The following is a 24,063-nucleotide window of genomic DNA, read 5'->3' on the forward strand; positions in this document are numbered from 1 at the left end:
CTATCGTAAAGTTAAAAAGAAATTCGAGAGGTTGAAGTTATTTTCGGAAAATTGTTAGCTGATCAATTCCCAGATTGGTCACAAACTGGTTATAAATGGGTGTATGAAAATATTTATGGTGCTGATTTTTCCACACTATTTACCAATTACCTTATTATTTCAGTAATAAAACTCAAAAGTTGTCCCATCCCATCCCCTGTCCCCGATATGATAAAATAAGACATATCTCAACACATAGGATGAAAAATATGAAAGAACTAAAAGAAGCACTTGCTGTATATCCAAAGAAAACAATCGATATTAATCAACTACAAGAATTATCATCACCTTTTTTCGATAGCTATGAAGCTTTTGCTGAAGAAGTGCTTGCTTTAGAAGAAGCGGGCATTTTAGCGATGGTGAAAAGCAAAGGGCGTTCACCTAGAAAACCTTCTGTCGCCTTGCATTATCGTATTCAAAAAGCGAAGTTAAAACAAGCGCATCACCACCTCTTACAACAGTACCGTATTCAATTCCATCGTGAAATAAACCTTGACTATTACTATCAACATGATCCGAAACAGTGGCAGAAGGATTTACCCTACTTACGACAAATAGATCAATATATACGAACAAATGGTTTTCCTACAGAAGCGATTCCAACACCAGAAAGAAGCTATGAGATTGCTGGTGATGAGAAATGGATAACTGAGAAAAAAGGTAAAGAATTATTAGAACGGGTTCACCTATTCGATAAAATGAAAATAATGCCTGTATCAGAACCATTAAAATATGCGATTAATCCCAATCAAGTACAAGAGCCCAAACAACTCCATTTAATTGTTGAGAATAAAACCACCTATCAAGGTCTATTGCCAGCCATCAAACAAACAGCCTTTGCCACCTTGATTTATGGAAGTGGCAAAACGATCATACAGAGTATCGAGCAATTTAATCAGCAATATCCAATCACTGCTGACCACCACTTCTTTTATTTTGGTGATATCGACCGTGAGGGGATATCGATCTGGCATAGTTTGGCGAACAAAATCGAACTACGTTTAGCGTTTCCTTTTTACCGAGCTTGCTTGGCAAAACAGCCTGCGCAAGGTAAAGCCTATCAAAGAAAGCGTGAGGGAGCAGAGGATGCCTTTTTACAGTGGTTCGATCAACAAGAGCAGCGTCAAATCAAGCGATTACTCGCTGAAGGCTATTATTACCCACAAGAAACATTAAGAACAAAGGAATTACAACAAATATGGGAGGGATCAAATTGGAACGACATGATATAGCAACGATTACAGCAGGCTATCAGGAACGGATTCGTCGTCTGGCGTTATTTGATCCCTTAACGGATTTAGAACGTAAACGGGAAAAGGATGAGAATGGTAAGTTAATTGATATGAAGGGTTTAGGACTATTAACGTTACTATTTTTCTTTGAACAAAAAGTGATGCGTCACTATAAAACAGGGGTAAAGCAGTTAGCTGTCTTTATTCAAGAAGTGACGGCAGAACAGTATCAGTTACAAGCAAGTGATTATTCTCGTCTTGCTAGTAGTCTGATCGATAATTTTCGTCCAGGGACAGGGGTCAAGCGAACCTATTCCTTCTATAACTGGGAAACAGGTCAAGACGAACAGCTCGAATATTCGATTCTCAAAACGAATAATTTTAATCCAACGACAAATGAACAGTTTTATACGTTAGACGATGATGGCTTGGAACTTGTCTTTGCTACAAAAGAGTTCTATAGTGAATTTCAATTATCGATTAATCAATTGATGCTTCGTAAACAATTAGAGCGCGGCGAGTTCAATGGGGCATTAAGACAAGTCAATGAAATGCGTGTCGCAGTAGAAAGTATTGATGAGCGGATGCTGGCACTCAAACAGGAAATTCAACGCAGTATTGTTTCAGAAGAAACGTTTGATCGTTATAAAGAGTTATTAAATGATAGTTACAGTCGTTTGCAGCGTGAAGATGATGAATTTAAAGAGTTGCGCCAATTTGTGAAAGAAACGAAGGACAGGCTCTATGCGAAAGATATTCATCGCAAAGAACAAAAAACGTATGATTTAATTTTGACGATCACTAGAGAGCTAGAGGCGGTTCACTACGATCATTCGAGACTACTAGAACAGACCTTATCATTAAAAAATACGACCTTAATTACAGCGCAAGAGTCGTTGTATTACACGGGAATTGAAGCGTTTAATTTCGATCATGAAATTACCTCGCATATTATTTCGGTGCCGTTGCCACTGGAAACGATGAAAGGTGTGCTCCATCCGTTCTTAAAAGTAGAGGAAGAACGAACCTGGTCACCACTAACACTTTTTGCTGATCAAAATATTGTTGAAGATCAACAAGCAGATCAAACGACGACAATGCCTGAAGCGGAAAGTGATGAGGAAATCGATGCTAGAGCAAAAGCGTTAAGAAAACTATATAAAAAACTAATGGAAGAATTATTATCTGTTTTAAGTAAGATGCGAGAAATCAGACTATCTGCCTTTTTTGACTATTTAACCGAGACCAATCAAGCCCAACTGTACGCATCAAGGTCTTTTTATGAATTTTGGTTAATCTTACATCAGCGTTCACCGATAACGCGTGGTGATATGGAGCATGACGAGGATGGTAAATCGCTATTAACCGAAGCATTGTACATCCTTGGTGATAATCGTTTAGTTATTACCGAAGAGAAAGCCATTTTAAATCGTTATAAACGTTATTCCATTCAAGAGATGGTGATCCGATTGGAGGAGTCATAGTGCATTACAGTGAGGAAAAGGTAATCGAAGCCTTTCGTATTTATACGAAATTAGCGCGTACGTCTGTTACAGATCAAGAAGCGGTCCAGCTATATCGAGCCGACGATGATATTCGTAGTTTACTAGATTTATATGCAAAAGAAGTAGATGCTGTTATCGTGAATACGAGTGAACATTTATATTTAATTCCTGAGACGAAATTGTCGAGCTTTCATGTTAGTAATGACTGGATGAAACGCCATTATTTGCGTTCTGGCGCTACTAATGCAGATATTTACTTACTGTATTTTACGACGATCATTTTGTTTGGTAGCTTCTATAATTCTTATCAAAGCGCACGCCCGACACGTGATTTCTTACGGATCGAGGAGTGGATGCACCAGATTCAGGAACGGATTGAGCAATTGCAGGCCTTAGAAGAAGAAGTTTTAAAGGAAAAAGAGCGTGAATTCTCCTATAACTGGCGCCAAATAGTCGATAAATGGAATGATATGAATGATGTGAAAGAGAGTGCCAAACGTCAAACAGGTAATACGATTAGTCGCTATAGCTTTATCGATACTGTGAAGCGTTTTTTACTTGATCAAGATTTAGTCAAAGCCCTTGGAAATCAAGAAATAACCTTAACTGATAAAGCGCAAACCATTATCCAGCGCTATTTTATGGAAGTGGAATATAACAAAGGAATCCTTACATTTATCTATGAGATGGAGGGAGAGAATACAGATGCCAACGATTAGTAAAATTCGCTTAGCCAATGTCATCTATGAGGAAGGCAATAAACGTTATAATGATGAATTATTTTTATTTGATGGCTACAATGGGGCAATTCTATTAGAAAATGGTGGCGGTAAAACGGTGTTGATTCAAACAGCACTACAGGCAATGCTACCACACACAGAGCTCGCTAGTCGCAAAATCGGCAAAACATTAACATTAGAAAGCGCGCCTGCCCATATTGCGGTCGAATGGATCATTAATGACAAACCAAGGCGTTACGTCGTGACAGCTGTCACCCTTTTTATGAATAAGCATGGCGTCGATTCGCTCCGTTATGTCTATGAATATCAGCATGGTGATCCCCATGCGATTGAGGAGATCCCTTTCGTCCGTGAGGTGCAAGGTGGTAAGCGTCCTGCTGAGCGCGGGGAAATGCAAGATTACTATAGTATGATGAAGGATAAATCATTGTCAGCGAATACCTTTGCCACGATTAAAGAGTATCGCCAATATATTGAAGACAACTATCAGATTATTGCCAGCGAGTGGGAGAACATTGTCAAAATCAATAGTTCAGAAGGTGGTGTTGAAGCCTTCTTTGAAGCGTGTAGAACGACGAATCAGCTGTTTGATCGCTTGCTAATTCCAACCGTTGAAAGCGCGATGGCTGGTCATAATCCTACCCTTTTTGCTGATTTGTTTGAGCAACGGTATGAAAGCTTTAAAAATTATCAAAAGTTAAAAGAAACGATTGCTGAAAACCAGAAGATCCAGGATGAATTAGTTGGCTATACGACTGCTTTTGAGCGTCTCCATACGAAAGAGCAACAATTGCTCGAGGCGAAGCAACGAACCAAAGGAATCTGGGAACAAACCAAAGCAGACAAACAGACCTTTTTAACAGAAAAAGAAGCGATCGAAGCAAAAATAATGAGCTGGCAGGATGATACTGATCAACACGAAGTAAAAATCGCTTCCAGTACAATTGCCGCAAAAGAAGCAGAAAAACAGCAAATCGACAAGGACTACCAAAACGCAAGTCTGCTTTTACAAGAACAAAAAACAACGGTAGCTGATATCGAAGGGCGTCACGCAGCATTACGGTATGCCAAATTTGCCGAACAACAACAAGCAGCAAATGAATCCTTATCCTTTATCCAAGATCAAATTGCTTCGTTCGAAAAGGAAGCAGATATCGAGATGTTAAAGGATCAGCTGATAGAAGTAGAGCAAGCCTTACATGGTGCCTATCAAGCTCAAATCGATGACATTAACAAGCAACAACAAGACTTACAACGGGAAAGGAATCCATTACAAGAGCAAATCAAAACCTTAGAGAAACAACTCACCAACCATGAGCAAACGGACCAACAGTGGAATAGCAAGGTAAACAAGCTTCAATCTTTTATCGAAACTCGTGAAAAAGATAGTGATCGCTTGCGTCAAGCACTGCTCGCGAATCCAGAACAGGAAACAATTGAAGAGCTATTACCAAAATGGCAAGCTCGTTACCAAGTGTTAGATGATGAATTGGTTCACTTGAAAACAGAAAGCAAACGATTGGCGCGTGAAATAGACGAAAAGCAGCAAGAAAGAAATCACTTACAAAAGGATTTCCAAGAACAAGCTTTACAAATACAGCGTGTCGAACAACAGTTACAGGCGATGTCAGATGAAGAACAGCAACTAGTCGAGTCTCTGGCGATGTTAAGAAGTGCTTGGCAGGATGTTGCAGGTGTTCACTTACAGCAACAATCGATCGAAGGTCAACTCGAAAACTATATTGAAAAACAACGATTCGAGCGCAAGAAATGGTTGGATAAGGAGCGGGTTGCGTTACGCTATGTTGATGACTACGGAGAGCAAGAGACTTTCTTCAGTGATCCATTCCTCTCCGAACAAATCGAGCTATGGAAGAATCAACTCGATTATCTGGAAACAGGTGTGAATTATCTCAACCAGCTACCAGAAGAGCAGCAGGCATTGTTAAAGCAGGCGACGTTATGGCCGAGTATTTTGGTGACAACGACAAAGGCAAAGCCCCGATTAATCAAGCGTTTAGAACAGGTTTCCGATCGCTTTATCTTGCCGGTGATGGTGGTGACGACAGAAGAAGCAACCGCTATGACGGATATCGAAAAAGGCAACTGGATCGTCCCGAATCATTGGCGTGACAACATAGACTCCGAAACGTTTATCGCGTGGCAACAGCAATTAAAACGTCATGCTGGCGAGATCACAACAACAAGAGAAAACGTTGAGATCGAGGTGAAAAGCTGGGAGCAAGCGTTGACACAATTCCGCCAGTTTTTAAGGAAATATCCTTTTGAGCAGGTAGAAGACTGGCAAGAGCAGTTACACAGTCTGCAAACAGAGCAGGAAAATCTAGCAGCCAAGATCGAGCAAACAGACAAACAAATTACGGATCATCAAGCAACCATCGATAAATATCGTAACAGAGCAGAAGAAGCAGAGGCTGAGCGCACCGGAATCGAATCAAAACTGCGAGATGGCCAGCAATATGTAAGCTTCCAAAAGGAAATCTCCCAGCATCAGCAGGAAGTTGACACATACCAAGAACAACAACAGGAACTAGCGCAGAAAATCAAGCAGACGAAACGATCGATGACTCGTTATCAAGAAGATGTCGATCTGTTAAACGACCGTATTCGTGATCTAGAGATGAAACAAGAAGTAATCACCAGTGAAGAGCAATATCAGGAAGTAGCAACATTACCAGCAACGTTCACAGATGAAAGGATCACCAGTCTGAAATCAAAACGCAAAGAATTACAGCTACAGAAAGAAAAGATCACACGTCAAACCGGTGAATGGGAAGCGAAACAAGAAACCGAACAGCAGCGGATCGAGACGACTACAGAACGGATGGACGAAATTGAACAAGCTTTCCCATCCGTTGATAAAACAGAAGTATTCCCAGCTGATGGTGACCAGTATATTGACCGATTACACGGACAATTACAGACAGCAAAAAGCGAATTAACCGAAATTAGAGCAACCTATCAAACGACTGAACGAGATTTACATGTCAAACAAGAGTTACTAAATGAAGCATATAAAGACTTTTATAAACGATTCCCTGATGACGAAGTAGTGCGATTTGAGCAAGACTTAACCGTTGTTAACGAACAGTTACAACAAGAACAAACCGAGCTAAAAAAGCAAAAAGCTTATCTCGATCAAGAGTTCAAGCGTGTGAACAAGGAGTTAGCTAGTCTTGATGAAGCGGAGAGGCTATTGGAGAATTTTATAGAAGGGTATCACTTTAACGCACCAGGAATTGCGAGTATTACGTTAACGGAACAAGAAGCAACTGATTTTCAATACCAGCGCAACCGTTTTGCCAAACAAGCGACAGATAAACTAAAAGAAATGAAGCAGCTAGTCGATGACGAAAGCGAGCTTGTCCGTCTTGCTAGGGATCAGTTCCGTATCTTTTGTCGAACAAAAATTACCGATAAAAAATTACAACAAATGGCGATTCAAGGAGTCGAACAGAAGCGTGACTATCAGGAAGTCGTCACCTTTAAACAGAATATGTTCGCAAGCATTCAACGAATCACTAAATATGCCAATGAGCATATTCGCAAAAGTGATGAAGAGCTGCAACTTTTTATCAATCAAATTCATACCCATTTGCAAACATTAGTCGAAGAACTCGAGCAAATCCCGAAGAAAACGAGAGTGAAAGTGGATAACTGGAAGCCAATCTATAGTTTCTCCATTCCAAAATGGGAGCCAGAAGACGGCAAGTTACGCATTCGTGATCATACCGAGTGGATCATTAACCAATTAGATGGTGAGAAGTACCACAATGAGCAAGGGCATCAGGATATGAATAAGATTCGTGTGAATTTAGAAAAATGGCTGGAATCCAAGCAATTACTCAAGGTTGTCATGGATCGCGATGTGATGAAGGTGCATTGCCGTAAAGTAACCAATGATAATCAAATTTCAACCCGTTCGTATTCCTGGGAGCAAAGCAATGTCTGGTCAGGAGGAGAAAAGTGGAGTAAAAACATGACGCTTTTCTTAGGCATATTAAAATATGTAGCAGAAAAGAAAAAAGCCAACTTAACCGACCGTGCTGTTATTTTAGATAATCCATTTGGCAAAGCATCAAGTGATCATGTTCTAAGTCCGGTCTTTTTTATCGCCGAGCAGTTAGGCTTCCAAATCATTGCGTTAACGGCTCATGCTGAAGGCAAGTTTCTGCAGGATTACTTCCCGATTATTTATAGCTGTCGATTACGCGCGTCAAAGGATGAAAGCAAAAAAGTCATGACAACAGATAAATGGCTGCATCATGCTTATTTTCAGGATCATGAGCCAGCTGTTATTGATCGGTTAGGGCAGGCAGAGCAGTTGGATTTGTTTGAATGATAGGGTTTGATAGGGTTATGTGGTGATACAGCCATTGAAATGACCCACTTCTGACATACTAAAGACCACTAAAAGACAAAAAGTGTACCAAAGAATGACAGAATTGTACACCACTCCAACCTTCTGGTGAAACCATACTTTATTTTTGAGAACTGAAAATAAAGTATGGTTTTTTAGCCAATCATCCAGTACATAGCTTATGGGCAAGATTAACCCTTGTATGGTGTAGTAGACTGATACTGTGAAACAAATTATTTCCATAATTTTATTGTGAAGATTTGTTGTATTGTGAAGTAATTCCCTTAAACTAACTGGTAGGTTATTACAAGAAGAACAAGGAACCAAATTACAAATTTCGGTCTTCTCGTTGAATATAACCGTATTTGGTATCAGCCCCCCAAAGCTGTTTGGATACTGTGATGACACGAATTCGTGCCAATTTTCCTTGGATATTTCTTTTGGGTGTGCAGTTTTTCTTTAACAAGGAAAACGAAAAGTAAGAGAACATGCGAATATGAGCTTGGACGTACAAAATTAGATACATGATTAGCTTGTATTTATAGATAGTAGTCTTTTATAAGGGATTACGTTAACAGAACCTGATTTGGGAAGAAAAGTATGAATTCACTAGCTAGTCTCCAAATTCATTGGTAATATATATGAACATACTTAAAATTCCATTATTGTATATATAATATTACTAAGAAAAATAAGTTATCTATTATGGAGATTGTATTATGACAAAAAATGATTCTACCAATTTTGTTTTGCATGCAAAAAGTAAACAGTTTTACTGGGAAGGTAATGGGCTTTACCATTAAAACATTCTTTAATGGTAAAGCCCATTATAAGACTAACAAAGGCTTCTTTGCTGTTGAAGAGAATAGATACCCTACTCCTCAATAAGGGTGCATACACACTTTTATTGTTTTGTAAACTCCGTTAGAAGCTAAATTTCCTATTTTTCTGTTAATAGTGTTATTATCTATTATATCATCAAGAACATCTACTTGGAGTTTTGTATAAGAACCATCATCATATTTAATCATTTTAGTGACGGGTTCGCTATTTTCTAAAGTAGAAATTAATCCATTATTATCACTCTCTAAAATATCTTGATTAGAGAAAAACATTTTTTCGTTACTTTGCATTGCCTTAGTTGAATCTAAAGTTTCCCCAGCTTTTATCTTTTGGATAACCTTTTCAATATCACTATCTGAGATGCCATCTTTTTTCATATGCTTAGTAATTTCGGATATTTCTTCTGAAGATATCTTAGTAGATTCTGCGGAGACATTGTTGTTTTGGAAAGCAAAAAACAAGGTGAATACTAGAAGTAAAACAAATGAATAATTAGTTTTTATCCCCATTAAAACACCCCTTATGTTATTTGTATTAATCATATTATACAAAATATTACAGTGGAAGGAGAATTTTATGGCAATTACAATAATTGTATCAATTATCTTTCTATCAATCATTGGAGGAATACTAGGCTTTTTGTGTTATAAACTCTTAAAAAAACACTTGATCTCAATATTGATCGTCATTTGCACTACTTATTTAGGTACGATTCCTATATACATGGTGACTCCGATTGTTTACTTATGTATACCATTAGGAATAGTTGTTTACTTTTATTTAATATCTGATTTAAAATCATAACTTTTTTTAGGGGTACCGTCAGGAAAATGCGGACTTACAACGCTAAGCTCATTTTCCTGACGATACCCCATAATGATATTTATCAGAGAAATAAGAGTATTGATATAACAGACTCTTATTTCTCTATATACGTTTCTGCTAAAACTTATGAAACAAAACTCCAAAAACTAGATGGTTTACTAACAGATGAATCCTTTACTAGTTCGTAACCTGACATATAAATACCCCGCTTTCGAAAATTCTTATAAAAAAACCTCATTTACTTATGATACGGTTCACCTCTATTAATCCGAAACCCACGATAAACCTGCTCCAACAATACCAAGCGCATCAATTGATGAGGAAATGTCATTTTTGAAAAGGACAATGCTAAGTCGCTTCGTTTTTGTACTCCCTCACTGATTCCTAAAGACCCACCGATGACAAAGGCAATTTTACTTTTACCGTATGTAGCTAGCTCGTCCATTTTCTTGGCAAGCTGTTCTGAGCTTAGCATCCTGCCATTGATCTCTAGTGTGATGACATAGGTGTCTGCGGAAAGCTGTGATAAGATGCGCTCGCCTTCCCTCTCCTTGACCTCCAGCATTTCTGCTTCGCTCATATTTTCTGGTGCTTTTTCATCCGCTACTTCTTTTATCGACACTTTGGCGTAAGCGTTTAACCGTTTCATGTATTCGTCAATACCTTGCTTCAAGTATTTTTCCTTTAATTTTCCGACCGATACAATCGTAATTTTCATAATACGTAACTTCCTTTTTCGAATTTTTCTATCCCTTATTTCAGCATAATACCATACAACCCATTTCCTTCAACTCACCAATTAAAAACTACACCACCAACCAAACAACAACATATAGTGCGAATATACAAACAAGGCTAATGCAAAGTAACATCCTTGTTGTTCGCTTCGATAAACGCTGCATTTGTTTTCCTCTATACCAACCTGAGAATTGATACTTATTGCGATACAAAATATAGATGACCCCTAATACCCCTACTCCTTGAAGAAGTCGAAAGAAGAACAAATATCCATTGTCCTCGATTAGTTCTTGAACATCTAGGTTGGTCGTATTTTCAAAAACACCATTCACAACTATTCCGATTAACGCAAAAAAGAAAACTATAACCACAAGCACACGGACGATTTCCAATATAGCTGATAGCATAACCTTCATCCCCAACACCCCATCGTTTTTTCTTTACTATAACAAATTCTCCTCGCAGTTTACATAAATCTTCCAAAAATTAACTTGTCCTCTTGAATTCTTTCTTGTATTATATATCTAAATGATACATATCATATAGATAGGAATGAACAAATATGAATAAAACCTACAATCACACCACCTATGCATTGCTTGGAATATTAACGACAGATTGTCGTACGGGGTATGAGATAAAGCAATTGATCGATCAGAGCTTAAATCACTTTTGGAAAATTAGCTATGGACAGATTTATCCAACCTTAAAAAAGCTAGTAGCCGATGGGTTAGCAACCGTTACGACGACAGCTCAGGATGGGAAGCCAGATCGCAAAGAATACACCTTAACCGCAGAAGGTAAAAAAACGTTACAGGAATGGCTGGAGCAGCCGCTTCAGCAGATTCCTGTCGAGCGAAATGAAGTCATTTTGAAGCTTTTCTTCAGTCGCCACCAGCGTACAGAGCATACCTTAGCGCTACTACAGGACTACAAGCAAAAATTACTGGAGCGTTATGAAACCTATCAATCCATCGAACAAATGATCAAAGGCAGCCACCTAGAAAGCGCGGATGCAAACTATTGGCTGTACACGTTGGATTATGGCAAGCGGATGACGAAAGCCACCATGGAGTGGTGTGAGGTAACCAAGGGACAAATCAATCAGGAGGAGGATTAAGATGGGGAAACAGATCTTTCACGGTCGCTATACGACAGAAAATGATGAGGATATGGTTGTCTTTCTAATTGGCATGCGGATTAATCGTCGGCTGGCTGTTCACAAATGGCTTCCTGTTTTTACCGCAATGCCTGGCATGATTAAGGAGCTGTATACACATCAAGAGGAGTTAGGGTTTCTAGCGATGGAGAATTACTTCGGCTTACGAACAACGGTGATGATCCAATATTGGCAGTCGACAGAGCATTTGTTGAACTATGCAAGGGGGCAGAAGCATTTGGCTGCTTGGCGGGCATTTAATCAAAAGGCGAGCGCTACGAATGCTGTTGGTATCTATCATGAAACATATGTTGTTCCAAAAGGGCACTATGAATCGATATATGGAAATATGCCCATCTATGGTCTAGCAAAGGCAAAGAATCACATTCCTGTAAGCGCAGAAGAACGGAAAGCAAAAAAGCGATTAAAGCTACATGTCTAGTATTATAGAGCAACCTATGTAGCATAACCTCATGTCTCATCAAGCAGCTGCAAATAAAGCAACTGTATTATACGATAGCCTTATGAGAAACAGTCATGCGCAGCCTCAGATGATACTAACGAATGGACGGAACCTCCAGGAACAAGGTTAGTGTATTCCAATAGTGTAAAAAGGGAAGCTATCTCTTCGGACAGCTCCCTTCCTCTCTTTCTACCATTTCACTACATAGCTAGCTTCATAACGATTCATTTTATCAATTAATGCTGCTGGCTCTTCGGCAACAATAATCATATCGCGATATTCCTTTTTCATAAATCCTTCATCAATTGTATGGTCTAGCATTTGAATTAGTGGATCGTAAAAGCCGTTGACATTCAATAAAGCGATTGGCTTATCATGATATCCTAATTGTGCCCATGTAAACACCTCGAACCATTCCTCTAACGTTCCCGCTCCACCTGGTAATGCTACAAAACCATCGGCTAAATCTGCCATTTTTGCCTTACGCTCATGCATCGTTTCTACTACATGAAGCTCTGTTAAATGCTCATGGGCAATTTCTACATCCATTAGCTTTTGGGGGATTACGCCAATCGCTTGGCCACCTTGATCTAACACAGCATTTGCCACAGCTCCCATACAACCGACCTGGGCACCGCCATATACCAAGGTTTTATTGTTTGCTGCCATCGCTTCACCTAGTTGCTTTGCGTTTTCTATATAAACACTGTCCTGACCAGCGCTTGACCCACAGAATACAGCAATTCGCTTCAAATCCATCCTCATCACCCTCATTTCTTGATTGTCATACTTCCATTATATCATTCTCACATCAAGTTGCTGCATTTTAATTTATTATGTTTCCTTATCTAATTATTATTGAGAATGGCACCTTCAATAAACGCTACAGCTCTACTAGTCATTTTAGTAAATTCGCAGTTTTCATTACAATCGATTTTATATGAAAATTTTTGTTTACTAGACTCTTGTCATGTGGTTTTCGCCCATTTTTCAAAAAAAGAATTTGAAAGGTAGAGAGGGATTTACGTGACCTTCCTAGAAATAAAGAATTTGATACGCAAATAAGTTTTGCTGGAGGAGCAGTTTGTAAATATTTATTTCAAACAACAGTCGATACGTATGGAGGTAAAGACAGGCTTGTAAAATACTTTCCTAAGTGGGTGTTGTAATTGAATCATTTAAATAGTGTTTTTAATAGAATAGGATTATTAGACTTAATATTTATAGTTCCTATGTTTATGTTATTTTCTTATTTACCTAGCTATAATGTTTGGAGTGTATTATTAAACATAGTTATTGTTATATTTTTTGCTTTTGGTTTAGCTATGGCTTTTCACATTATTGTTGGCTCCATTAAAAAAAAGAAGAGCCATTGACTTTCAACCTGATTAAAATGAATCTGACAAAAGTATTCTATTCACATAATAATCCGAACCATTGTGATATGCTCCCTTTATCGTAGACAGAGAAAATAAAAATTCTCTTACTACTATGAAGGGAGTATTTATTGTGTTTAAAAGAACACCAAGCAGACTGATATTATGTCAATAAAATAGATGCAGCGAATGGGGAGAATTTTTCTTTTCCCTACCGTGCCTCGCTTACTGCCCTCTCTGTTAGGAGAAGGATAATACCTTCTACACAGTGTATGGTTTAAGCGCTTATCATACTTCTTTTCATCGTTAATCGGTGACATGTATTGATTAGTTAAGCCTTTACATTTTATATTTTGACTTTTGCTACAAAATGAGGTACATTACTAATAGACGAACAATCATAATATATTATATAAAATCATTCGGATTTTGGGGTGTAAATCATGGAAAATGTATTTGATTACGAAGATATTCAGCTAATTCCTGCAAAATGTATGGTGAATAGCCGTGCAGAATGTGATACAACTGTTACGTTAGGTGGAAACACCTTTAAATTACCAGTCGTTCCTGCAAATATGCAGACGATCATAGATGAAAAGATTGCTTTGTTTTTAGCAGAAAATGATTACTTCTATATCATGCACCGCTTCGAACCAGAGAAGCGTATTGCCTTTATCAAAGATATGCAAGCGCGAGGCCTAATTGCTTCGATTAGCGTTGGTGTAAAAGAAGAAGAGTATGGATTTGTGAAGCAACTAGCTGATGAGCAGCTAACACCAGAATATATCACCATTGATATCGCTCATGGTCATTCAGAAGCAGTTATTAAAATGATCAAGCATATTAAACAGCATGTACCTCAAAGCTTTGTCATTGCTGGAAACGTTGGAACACCTGAGGCGGTTAGAGAATTAGAAAATGCTGGTGCTGATGCGACAAAAGTGGGAATCGGCCCTGGGAAAGTATGTATTACTAAAATAAAAACAGGCTTTGGTACAGGTGGCTGGCAATTGGCGGCACTTCGTTGGTGTGCAAAAGCAGCAAGCAAGCCTATTATTGCCGACGGTGGCATCCGGACACACGGTGATATCGCGAAATCCATTCGCTTTGGTGCAACCATGGTAATGATCGGTTCATTATTCGCAGGACATGAGGAATCCCCTGGCGAAACGATTGAAAAGGACGGTAAGGTGCTGAAGGAATATTTCGGCTCTGCCTCTGAATTTCAAAAAGGGGAAAAGAAAAATGTAGAGGGAAAGAAAATGCTTGTGGAGCATAAAGGCTCCCTTACAGATACGCTAAAGGAAATGGAGCAGGATCTACAATCATCGATTTCTTATGCAGGTGGCAACAAGCTGGAGTCGATTCGCCATGTAGACTATGTTGTCGTTAAGAACTCCATCTTTAATGGAGATAAAGTTTACTAATTACGTGTTGATGAATAACTTGGTATTTCAAAAGGGACATACGATTAGCCGGGATCTTTTTCAACTAGCCCGTACAATCCCCCAGATAAGATAATGGAAGCCGAACTAGCATCCGTGGATACGACGTTATATCCGGATCATAGTTCGGCTTATTTTTGAAATGGTAATACGTCTTACCGAAAAAACTAGATTCCGAGGGATCTGCTAAGAAAATAGCATCTGTCCATAGAACCATGTATCGGAAAATAAATTAACGCTGACAATAACCGCAGGAAGCATCCTCTATGTCAAATTACGATGAAAGCATAAAATGATTATACGGCTTTCAAGATCGCTCCCCTTATAGCACCTCTTTCACTAGACCCTTCTACCTAAATTTTCGTTCAATTCTACGAAAACTGCTATACTAGATGTAGCCAAATCCGCTCGGTAAGGAGGGGGTATTTCCGTGTGGGAATTATTATTAACCATGATAGAACGGATTGGGATTCTCGTTACGATCGCATTCATCTTAACAAGGTTCCGATTCTTCCGCAGTATGTTCTATCAAAATCAACTGAATCGCAGACAGCAATTTACCGCCATTCTATTCTTCGGCTTCTTCGGCATTATCGGTACATATTCAGGTGTTAGTCTCAGCACAGAAAATTTGGAATTTCACCGTTGGGCAGCGGACCTATCGGCTGATGAAGCAATTGCCAACTCGCGTGTTATCGGTGTGGTAATTGCAAGCCTGCTTGGCGGTCCAACGGTTGGAATTGGCGCAGGGATCATTGCCGGATTACATCGATTTACCTTAGGCGGATTTACGGCAATTGCCTGTGGTCTTGCCACGATAATCGCTAGTATCCTTGCTAGTCTATTTTATAAAAAGCATAAACGGGTGAGACTGCAAACCGCATTTATTATTGGTGCGCTTGCGGAGTCCCTGCAAATGTTAATTATTTTAATGATTGCCCAGCCGTTTGAACAGGCAAGCGCACTTGTGAACATTATTGGCATTCCCATGATTTTAGCAAATGGGCTTGGATCTGCACTATTCCTGCTCGTCATTAAAAATGTATTAAGCGAGGAAGAAAAAGTAAGCGCTCTCCAAGCGCAGAAGACGCTTCGTATTGCCGATCAGACGATTTCTCACCTACAGCATGGATTAACACCAACGGCGGCTGAAGCCGTTTGTCATATTATCCATCAGGAAATTCAAACGAGTGCTGTTTCGATTACGAATCGTTCGGAAATATTAGCACATGTTGGGCTTGGACATGATCACCACCGTACCAATAGTCCGATCCAAACAAAGATTACGCTTGATGCCATCCAACAGGGGAAGGTCTTGATTGCCAATCAGGAGTCGATTCATTGTGCAGTTACGAATTGCCCCTTAGGCGCAGCAGTTATTGCACCACTTAGACAATGCGGAAAGACAATTGGCACCTTAAAGTTCTATTTTCGCTCGGAAAAGGAGATTACAAACGTAACAAAAGAGCTGATTAAAGGACTTAGTTCGATGATTAGTCACCAACTTGAAACGGCAGAGGTAGATCGTGCCTATCAGCTGGCAAAAGAGGCAGAGATAAAAGCGCTTCAAGCACAGATTCGTCCACACTTCTTGTTTAATACGCTGAATACGACTATCTCCTTAATCCGCTTAGATCCAGGTAAAGCCCGGAAAATGCTCATGTCTCTCTCTCATTTTCTCAGGCAGAATCTATCAGCTACGACCCAAAGCACGATCACCTTACAACAGGAATTGGCTCATGTGAAGGCTTATTTATCCATTAAAGAAGAACGATTTAAAAATAAATTAACGGTTAGCTATGAAATCGATCCTTGTGTACTTAACCAGCTTATTCCGCCACTTACGCTACAACCAATAATTGAAAACGCCATGAAGCACGGCTTTAAGGATAAAGAAACAGATTGCATGCTGAAAATAAAAATAAACCGGAATCAAGATAGAATTTGCATTTATGTAGCAGATAATGGCAAGGGAATGAGCACAGAGCTGGCTGAGCAAGTCATTCAAGCGCCTATTGATTCAGCCTCTGGCAGTGGCTTGGCCCTGTACAATGTAAATAGAAGATTAAGCATTATGTTTGGCGAGGATGCTTCGCTGCAAATCAGCAGTAGCATTAATCAAGGAACTGCTATTCAGTTTTCCATACCCTATAAGGAGATGTCACAACAATGGATCAGTTAATTCAAACACTTATTGTGGATGATGAATTATATAGTAGAGATGAATTGAAGCATTTATTAAGCAGCTTTCCTTCTATTCAGCTCGTTGATGAAGCTGCGTCTGGCGAGGATGCTGTGATAAAGGCCCTTCAGCACCAGCTAGATGTTATCTTCTTGGATGTAGAAATGCCAAAGATGGATGGGATGAAGGCAGCAGAAGCCATTCGAAAGCTGAAGCATGCACCGTTAATTGTGTTTGCAACTGCCTATCCACAATTTGCAGCGGAGGCATTCCGTCATGATGCTGTGGATTATTTGCTGAAGCCCTATGATGAGGAGCAATTACAGGAGACAATTCAACGAATTGAAAATAAATTATTTACTAGCCAGCAGACCGATAAAACGAAACCAACGGGTAAGCTAGCCGTTGATGCGGATGGGGAGATCTTTTATCTGGAGCCAAAAGAAATTCTCTATATGTCACGGGTGGATAAATTAACAAAGCTGATTACGAAGACCGGCGAATATGAAACGAAGATCCCATTAAAGGAATTAGAAAGCAGGCTGCTTGCATACGGATTTTTCCGGATTCATAAAAGCTTCTTAGTGAATTTAGAATATGTTAGCCGGTTAACCCCATGGTTCAATGGTGCCTATCACCTGCATGTAGATGGACATGACGAAGTGTTATCCGTAAGCAGGAATTATGCCAAAGCATTAAGACAGCGTTTAGAAATCTAGTAAGCTATTTCACATCTTAATAGAACAAGCTAACATGTTAATCTGATTTTTCTACGTGTTATTCTCCATTCCCCCTTTCTTTCTTAGGTTTCTTTTATACTTTATGTAATCGCATTCATTTATAGAAATAGGGGGAGAGCGCGTTGTATACTTTTTTAGCTGGAATTGCACTACTGATTATCGGTTATTTCACATATGGTAAATTCATTGAAAAATTATTCGGTGTAAAACAGGAGCGAGCAACACCTGCTTATGTAAACGCTGATGGGGTAGATTATATTCCAATGAGTACCGCAAAAAATTCATTTATCCAGCTGTTGAATATTGCTGGTACTGGCCCTGTATTTGGACCAATTATGGGAGCACTCTATGGACCAGCAGCCTTCATTTGGATTGTTGTTGGCTGTATTTTTGCAGGTGCGGTACACGATTATTTAACAGGGATGATTTCCATTCGTAATCGTGGTGCGCATTTACCGGAATTAGCTAGTAAATTTTTAGGAAAGGTCATGAAGCATATTGTAAATGCATTCGCTGTCCTGCTCCTGTTATTAGTAGGTACGGTATTTGTTTCAACACCAGCCAGTCTGCTTCACTTACTTACAGAAGGTAGTGTTGCCGTGTGGATCTTTATTGCTGCTATTTTTGTTTATTATATTGTCGCTACACTACTTCCAGTAGATAAAATCATTGGCAGACTCTATCCATATTTTGGCGCACTGCTATTACTAAGTGCACTTGGCGTTGGTGTTGGATTAGTAGTCACTGGTGCACCGATTCCTGAGCTGTCCTTACAAAACTTCCACCCAGACCATGCACCTATCTTTCCTTTATTATTTTTTACCATTACTTGCGGTGCGCTTTCTGGATTTCATGCAACGCAGACACCGATTATTTCGCGTACAACGAAGAAGGAAAAAGAAGGACGTAAAATTTTCTATGGTATGATGATTGCTGAAGGGATTATTGCAATGATTTGGGCAGCGGCAGCGATGAGCATGTTTGATGGCTATCAAGGACTAAGTGATATCTTAGCAGCTGGCGGACCAGGAGCGATTGTAAGTGAATCCTCAACGGTATTACTAGGAGCAATCGGCGGGACACTTGCTGTCCTAGGTGTCATCGTTTTGCCAATCACGTCCGGAGATACTGCATTTCGTAGTGCAAGAATGATTATTGCAGATTATCTGAAGATCGCTCAGAAAAAGCTATCCAGCCGCTTATGGATTGCCTTACCACTGTTTGCTATTTCGGTTGTCTTAACGCAAATTGACTTTAATATTTTATGGCGTTACTTTAGCTGGGCGAACCAAGCCACAGCTGTGATCGCGCTATTTGTAGGAGCGATGTATCTTTATATCGCAAAGAAAAATTACTTTGTTTCACTCATACCAGGTACATTCATGCTTGTTATGGTAATCACCTATATTCTATCCCAGCAAATCGGCTTCGGCTTACCGATGAACGTTGCTTGGGCCGGTGGTGTTATTGGAACGATAATCCTGCTTGTCCTATTCTTTAAGGCTGCGAAGAAGGCTCGAGCAAACAATGTTCCATTGGAGGAGGATATCTCCAATTGGGACAGCGCTGCATAAGAAATTTATCTATGAAGAGGTATTGTCTTAATGGGCAATACCCTGTTTTTTTGTACAACGATGCCTTCATATTATTCATTTGCGTATATCTTTTGAAACTTTGTACGATTTTCAGAGGAGGTATAGAACTTATCCGTATCTTACTTTATAATAAATAGCATCATCGGAAGGGGGATAATAGCATGCCAATTAATGTACCTAAGCAATTACCTGCACGTCATGTGTTAGAGGAAGAGAACATCTTCTTAATGGATACGGATCGGGCGACGACACAAGATATTCGTCCGTTAAATATAGTTATTGTCAATCTAATGCCTGAAAAAGAACGCACGGAAACACAATTACTGCGTTTATTAGGTAATTCGCCATTACAGGTTACCGTTACATTCCTTCATACAGCAACACATGAATCAAAGACAGTTAGTCCGTCCCATTTAAATCAATTTTATAATACATTTGCCAATATCAAGAACCAGCGATTTGATGGCATGATTATTACTGGTGCACCTGTGGAGCTCATGCCTTTTGAACAGGTTGATTACTGGGAAGAGCTTTCTGAAATTATGGAATGGTCGAAAACACATGTTACCTCTGTCTTACATATCTGTTGGGCTGCCCAGGCAGCACTTTATTATCATTATGGTATCGGCAAATTTGAGCTACCCGCTAAATGCACAGGGGTGCTCTCTCATACAGTGGCAAATTCTACTGTAGAGCTTGTCCGTGGATTTGATGAGGAATACTTAGCACCACATTCCCGTTATACGGGTACATCAGCGGAGGAAGTGGAAAAGAATGATAAGCTGCTACTCCTGTCATCGACGTTAGACAATGACCCATTTATTATCTTGTCTAAGGATGAAAAACACGTGATGGTTACTGGTCATTTGGAATATGATGATCTTACGCTTGCGGACGAATATTATCGCGATCGAAATAAAGGCATCGATGCAGCTGTTCCTAAAAATTACTTTCCCAACGATAATCCGGAAATAAAACCATTAAACCGCTGGCGCTCCCATGCACATTTACTGTTCTCGAACTGGCTTAATTACTACGTCTATCAAGAAACACCATATGAATGGAAATAGGCCAAAAATGGTCATCCGGTAAGACGGATAAGCTAGAAATAAAAAGCAAGTGTGGTAAATAGCATCCCACTGTCTTACGGGAGGTATCGGTGAGATCCCGCAGCATTAGGGGCTCACCAGCCGCCCACGGCAAGCGAAGGATATTTCCGAGTAGCTTCGTTTCATGAACATCATTTCTAGTTATTTTTTCTTTGATTCAAACACTTTTCCTTCTTCCCCAACGGATTTGGCTCCTTTCGTAAATGTGGCTGTCACAGAAAGGGTGCTTCCACTCATGCTCCATTAGGTATCTGACATATGTTGGTTCTTTTTATACCAATTCATTACAAAGGGCTTCTTTGCTTTGCTGTAGAACCTCGTGTCATCATAGCGGATTGATAAACGCTCCTTTTAGCTACCATAGCGTTCGACTCCCTCTGGATGAGCGCGAAGCATAGAATTATCATATCTTTAGCATATTGGCTTCTTATCGGCTAAATGAACAGGGTTACTGCTATGAACCGTAAAGAAAGGTACTGTATACGGCTTTCATGATTCTTTGACTTTTTCACCTTTTACGTTGCGATTTATAAGATGAACCCTATCACTAAGACTTACTTGGTGAATTTGTGGTACATAATGTTTGCATATTAACGTGAAATAACTTTATTTCTATTTTACACCTTCCTTACCAATCATCTATCCATAGTTTGTAAGGTGTACATTTGCAGTACTTTCGGAATAAGGATTTGAGCCTATTAGCATAAAAGGGACAGATTGTGGAATCACACTAGATACTTCTTTCTTTATAGAGAGGGTTTAGTTGAATAGTCCCTAAAGGAATATTAATGTTAGTTCGCAGAACGCGGAACTGTTGGTACTTGTGAGAAAATAAAATGTGTTACAGTTTGTGCGTACGGATTTACTTCTTCTATGAATTTCTCCGCTTTTGATAAGTTTTCAAAGTGCATTTTAAGCATGTAACAAGCATTTCCAGCTATACGATAACAAAAATGTACGTTTGGGAGTTTTAGAATAAAGTTTTTGAACGACGTATAGTCCCCATTTTTGACTGTTGCTTCAATTATACATTGGATAGGTAGACCTAATTTCTCATAATCGATTTCTAATGTATAGCTTTTAATAATACCGAATGATTCCATTTGTCTAACCCGTTCTGTTACAGAAGGAGAAGATAGGTTAACTCTTCTTCCAAGTTCACTCATAGATAAGCGACTATTTTTATGTAATTCATCTAAAATCTTTCTGTCAACATTATCAATTTTCATTTTTAAATAAATCCTCCTAATATCGTTAATTGTTTAATTAATTTATCGATTACTCATTATAAATTTAATGTTATTTTTGTATTAAATCTTCTAAAATTAAATATAGCAAAGGAGGATTTTAAATGGCAAGAATTAAGGAATCAAGTTTCGGAGACTCACCATTTCAACGACTTTTAGGACACAACGTAGAAGTAATGAAAGGATGGTCACATTTAGGGAAAGTATTAGAAAAAGGAGGATTGCTTTCTTCTGAATTAAAGGAGCAAATAAGGAGAACGTTAGCCCAAAGTAATGGTTGTGAGTATTGTAAAGTGAAAGGTAAACCTAATCCTGATAAGTTTGATGAAAAAACTTCTATTGCGGTTGCTTTTACGGAGGTGTTTTTAAAGCTAAGGGGGAATATACCAAATTCAATTTTTAACGTTTTACAGGATTGCATGACTGAGGGAGAAATCAGTGAACTTTGTGCTTTTATTTCGTTTACTACTGCTTCACAGTACTTTGGAGCTATGATGAAATTAGAACCTGTAAAGAAATAATTTTAAATATAAAAGTTCTTCCTAACTAGTTGCTTTTGTTTAATAAGGCTTTTAATGATCTTCAACAAAATCGGCTAATAAACTATATTTCTTCATGCTATACTAAAATTGTGTATGACAAAAAAACCTTCCGAATCTAACAGTAGGAAGGTTTTTCATTTTATAGGTAGTGATTTCACTTCCTAGCAACTCGCGAAGAAATCGCGCTTCCTGCTCAAACATTTGTACCCATTTTTTATCGTAATCTGTTAATCGCACCTTCATCACCCGAGCCCTCCCTTATAAAATACACAGCATATTGTTTCCTTCAATGAATCCTGTTCAAGATAGCAAACGCTTCATTAGCCGTCAACGGTTAATGGAGCAAATAATAGCTAAGCCACCACATACATCATGTGATGGCTTATATATCATAAAGAGGTTTTCATTCAACCAGACAACGAGTATAGTACAGCTGACCTTGAATCAAGCATCTTCCATTTATCTATTTCATCTTTATTCTTCATTGATCTAGCTAATACCCGCCATAATACGGTGGGTAAGGGGGTGGATAATAGCCGTAGCCACCATCATCGAACGCATTCACAAGTGTTCCTGCTAAAAGCCCGCCAGCTAACCCACCAATTAGTGGAACGCCGAACCCGCCGAAAAACGGGCCACCGAATCCTGGGCCACCAAATCCCGGACCTCCAAATCCTGGACCTCCAAATGGTGGTCTGCCATAGCCTCCTTTAAATCCTGGGCCAGGACCAAATGGTGGTCTGCGTTCAATATCTTCCTGTACATAAAATTGTTGCTCAGGAGGCATCGCCGCAGGCATATTCCAATCTCCATTCATAGAACTTCCCTCACTTCCATATTGTCTATGAAATTAGGATATGCATTTGCCCAGCAAAACTATTGGGCGATTATACTAGGACATAAAGGGATTTTCCTTATTCCCTTCGTCTTTATTCAGATATCCAGCTACAAAGCGCTTTCAAGGAGCAACGTATATTTCCGGAGTTAGTTTATATACCATTATCTTCGATCGCAGCAATAGATTTTTTTACATAAGAAAAACGGAGCAAAATTCGCTCAGTCCTTATCACTACATGCTCAGATTTACGCTTCCTCTAGTAGCTATTATGGAATAATAGCTACTGCTTGCTTGACCACCACTCCGGCTGCCCACTTCCCTTTCCGTGGGGTTTGTCCTTCAGCTAACTTTTTTAGCAAAACCCGCTCAAAAAAGTGGATCTTCAGGTCAAACATTTCCCACAGGAGTTGAAGTGGCCGGCCTTCGCTATTATCAGGCTCTACAACGCTAGCATGAAGTAACACAGCTGCTTTTATACTCACGGATAGCGATTTTCACTTTACCCATTGTAAAAAAAGTCAACCTATTACTTATGACAAGAATTGTTGCACCTTCGCATAGCGGAGACTAATTACGTAGACTCCTGCGGGATTAGCACAAGCCGAAAATCCACTTTGCAACGTGTTCTTCTTTGCAAAGTTAGTTGAGGCCGTGCCCGCGGAAAGCGAAGTAATTAGTCGGAGCATTGCCAATAGACATCTAACATTTCAAAATAACTACTTGGCTTAACGCAGTCATTGCACTGATTTTATACTTTCTTAACTTTGAACAAAAGGGAGCAATACGCTCTCCCTTTTTGGTTATTAAATAAAACAAATGAATTGCTTTATTTAAATAATACATTTGTAGATACAAATGAAAAAATCGCTAATATCACCAGAATCACAACTAACGTATAAATTGTTTTTTTAACTCTTGACATATCCACTTACCTTTCCCTTGTTGGTTACACTTACACACGACATTTTCCATCCTTATACATCCAAGCCCCTTTAAAAACAAATGAGATAGCCATATTTGCCTGAGAATACGCACTTGTTTTTGAATGACCTTCTATTTTTCCA

The 24,063-nt window shown here is 39.1% G+C and carries 21 protein-coding genes and 1 pseudogene; 14 read left to right on the plus strand and 8 right to left on the minus strand.

Annotated elements, in window-relative coordinates:
• Positions 1-248 precede the first annotated feature (248 nt).
• From D9782_RS04080 to D9782_RS23500, 5 genes and pseudogenes are all read left to right on the plus strand, one after another.
• Positions 249-1,271: a Wadjet anti-phage system protein JetD domain-containing protein gene (locus D9782_RS04080; protein ID WP_026682557.1), complete on the plus strand. Its 1,023-nt coding sequence runs from the start codon at positions 249-251 to the stop codon at positions 1,269-1,271.
• Entirely contained in the window at positions 1,253-2,755 is a 1,503-nt protein-coding gene (locus D9782_RS04085) for a hypothetical protein (protein WP_026682556.1), read from the plus strand. The genes D9782_RS04080 and D9782_RS04085 overlap by 19 nt, the downstream gene beginning before the upstream one ends.
• Positions 2,755-3,495 carry a DUF6063 family protein gene (locus D9782_RS04090; protein WP_026682555.1) on the plus strand — a complete coding sequence of 247 codons (741 nt, stop codon included), beginning with the start codon at positions 2,755-2,757 and terminating at the stop codon, positions 3,493-3,495. Before D9782_RS04085 ends, D9782_RS04090 begins: the two co-directional genes overlap by 1 nt.
• Entirely contained in the window at positions 3,482-7,879 is a 4,398-nt protein-coding gene (locus D9782_RS04095) for a coiled-coil domain-containing protein (RefSeq protein WP_121604161.1), read from the plus strand. Before D9782_RS04090 ends, D9782_RS04095 begins: the two co-directional genes overlap by 14 nt.
• 737 nt (positions 7,880-8,616) lie before the next feature.
• A pseudogene (locus D9782_RS23500) lies at positions 8,617-8,801 on the plus strand (AraC family transcriptional regulator); the annotation flags it as partial.
• On the opposite strand, the gene D9782_RS04105 reads toward D9782_RS23500, so the two are convergent.
• From D9782_RS04105 to D9782_RS04115, 3 genes are all read right to left on the minus strand, one after another.
• Positions 8,779-9,249 carry a hypothetical protein gene (locus tag D9782_RS04105; protein WP_121604162.1) on the minus strand — a complete coding sequence of 157 codons (471 nt, stop codon included), beginning with the start codon at positions 9,247-9,249 and terminating at the stop codon, positions 8,779-8,781. The pseudogene D9782_RS23500 and the gene D9782_RS04105 overlap by 23 nt on opposite strands.
• Positions 9,250-9,803: 554 nt before the next feature.
• Complete coding sequence (gene rlmH / locus D9782_RS04110) at positions 9,804-10,283, minus strand: 23S rRNA (pseudouridine(1915)-N(3))-methyltransferase RlmH (RefSeq protein ID WP_121604163.1); 480 nt, start codon at positions 10,281-10,283, stop codon at positions 9,804-9,806.
• An 88-nt stretch (positions 10,284-10,371) separates the two neighbouring features.
• Positions 10,372-10,719 carry a hypothetical protein gene (locus D9782_RS04115; RefSeq protein ID WP_121604164.1) on the minus strand — a complete coding sequence of 116 codons (348 nt, stop codon included), beginning with the start codon at positions 10,717-10,719 and terminating at the stop codon, positions 10,372-10,374.
• Positions 10,720-10,865: 146 nt separating this feature from the next.
• Here D9782_RS04115 and D9782_RS04120 point away from each other — a divergent pair, with 146 nt between their 5' ends.
• Together D9782_RS04120 and D9782_RS04125 are read left to right on the plus strand one after the other, a co-directional pair.
• Complete coding sequence (locus tag D9782_RS04120; protein ID WP_121604165.1) at positions 10,866-11,423, plus strand: PadR family transcriptional regulator; 558 nt, start codon at positions 10,866-10,868, stop codon at positions 11,421-11,423.
• A 1-nt stretch (position 11,424) separates the two neighbouring features.
• Positions 11,425-11,904 (plus strand): DUF4188 domain-containing protein, encoded by a 480-nt coding sequence (locus D9782_RS04125; RefSeq protein ID WP_121604166.1) that lies wholly within the window; start codon positions 11,425-11,427, stop codon positions 11,902-11,904.
• Positions 11,905-12,114: 210 nt separating this feature from the next.
• Here the strand turns inward: D9782_RS04125 and D9782_RS04130 are convergent, their stop codons facing one another.
• Positions 12,115-12,678, minus strand: coding sequence for an LOG family protein (locus D9782_RS04130; protein WP_026681924.1), 564 nt, complete (start codon positions 12,676-12,678; stop codon positions 12,115-12,117).
• 479 nt (positions 12,679-13,157) lie between these two features.
• Between D9782_RS04130 and D9782_RS23505 the strand changes: the two genes are divergently transcribed.
• The 6 genes from D9782_RS23505 (at position 13,158) to metA (ending at position 20,333) form a co-directional block, all read left to right on the plus strand.
• Complete coding sequence (locus D9782_RS23505; RefSeq protein ID WP_371414006.1) at positions 13,158-13,301, plus strand: DUF6007 family protein; 144 nt, start codon at positions 13,158-13,160, stop codon at positions 13,299-13,301.
• 443 nt (positions 13,302-13,744) lie between these two features.
• Positions 13,745-14,728, plus strand: a complete 984-nt coding sequence (gene guaC, locus D9782_RS04140; protein ID WP_121604168.1) for a GMP reductase — start codon at positions 13,745-13,747, stop codon at positions 14,726-14,728.
• 448 nt (positions 14,729-15,176) lie between these two features.
• The gene (locus tag D9782_RS04145; RefSeq protein WP_121604169.1) at positions 15,177-16,928 is read left to right on the plus strand and encodes a sensor histidine kinase; all 1,752 of its coding nucleotides are present in this window, start codon (positions 15,177-15,179) and stop codon (positions 16,926-16,928) included.
• Positions 16,916-17,647, plus strand: coding sequence for a LytR/AlgR family response regulator transcription factor (locus D9782_RS04150; RefSeq protein ID WP_121604170.1), 732 nt, complete (start codon positions 16,916-16,918; stop codon positions 17,645-17,647). The genes D9782_RS04145 and D9782_RS04150 overlap by 13 nt, the downstream gene beginning before the upstream one ends.
• 143 nt (positions 17,648-17,790) lie before the next feature.
• The gene (locus D9782_RS04155) at positions 17,791-19,242 is read left to right on the plus strand and encodes a carbon starvation CstA family protein (RefSeq protein ID WP_121604171.1); all 1,452 of its coding nucleotides are present in this window, start codon (positions 17,791-17,793) and stop codon (positions 19,240-19,242) included.
• Positions 19,243-19,424: 182 nt separating this feature from the next.
• Positions 19,425-20,333 (plus strand): homoserine O-acetyltransferase MetA, encoded by a 909-nt coding sequence (metA, locus tag D9782_RS04160; protein WP_026681917.1) that lies wholly within the window; start codon positions 19,425-19,427, stop codon positions 20,331-20,333.
• An 830-nt stretch (positions 20,334-21,163) separates the two neighbouring features.
• Here the strand turns inward: metA and D9782_RS04165 are convergent.
• On the minus strand, positions 21,164-21,601 hold the full coding sequence (locus tag D9782_RS04165) for an Lrp/AsnC family transcriptional regulator (protein ID WP_026681916.1): 438 nt from the start codon (positions 21,599-21,601) through the stop codon (positions 21,164-21,166).
• 122 nt (positions 21,602-21,723) lie between these two features.
• Here D9782_RS04165 and D9782_RS04170 point away from each other — a divergent pair, with 122 nt between their 5' ends.
• Positions 21,724-22,140, plus strand: a complete 417-nt coding sequence (locus tag D9782_RS04170) for a carboxymuconolactone decarboxylase family protein (protein ID WP_121604172.1) — start codon at positions 21,724-21,726, stop codon at positions 22,138-22,140.
• A gap of 102 nt (positions 22,141-22,242) precedes the next feature.
• Here the strand turns inward: D9782_RS04170 and D9782_RS22710 are convergent, their stop codons facing one another.
• The 3 genes from D9782_RS22710 to D9782_RS04180 form a co-directional block, all read right to left on the minus strand.
• Entirely contained in the window at positions 22,243-22,404 is a 162-nt protein-coding gene (locus tag D9782_RS22710; RefSeq protein ID WP_161629279.1) for a GrpB family protein, read from the minus strand.
• 250 nt (positions 22,405-22,654) lie between these two features.
• Positions 22,655-22,948 carry a hypothetical protein gene (locus tag D9782_RS04175; RefSeq protein ID WP_121605818.1) on the minus strand — a complete coding sequence of 98 codons (294 nt, stop codon included), beginning with the start codon at positions 22,946-22,948 and terminating at the stop codon, positions 22,655-22,657.
• Between the two features lie 317 nt (positions 22,949-23,265).
• A complete protein-coding gene (locus D9782_RS04180) occupies positions 23,266-23,481 on the minus strand; it encodes a hypothetical protein (protein ID WP_121603973.1) in 216 nt (71 codons plus the stop codon).
• Positions 23,482-24,063 lie beyond the last annotated feature (582 nt).

Source organism: Virgibacillus sp. Bac332 (assembly GCF_003667785.1).
Lineage (GTDB): Bacteria > Bacillota > Bacilli > Bacillales > Amphibacillaceae > Virgibacillus > Virgibacillus salarius.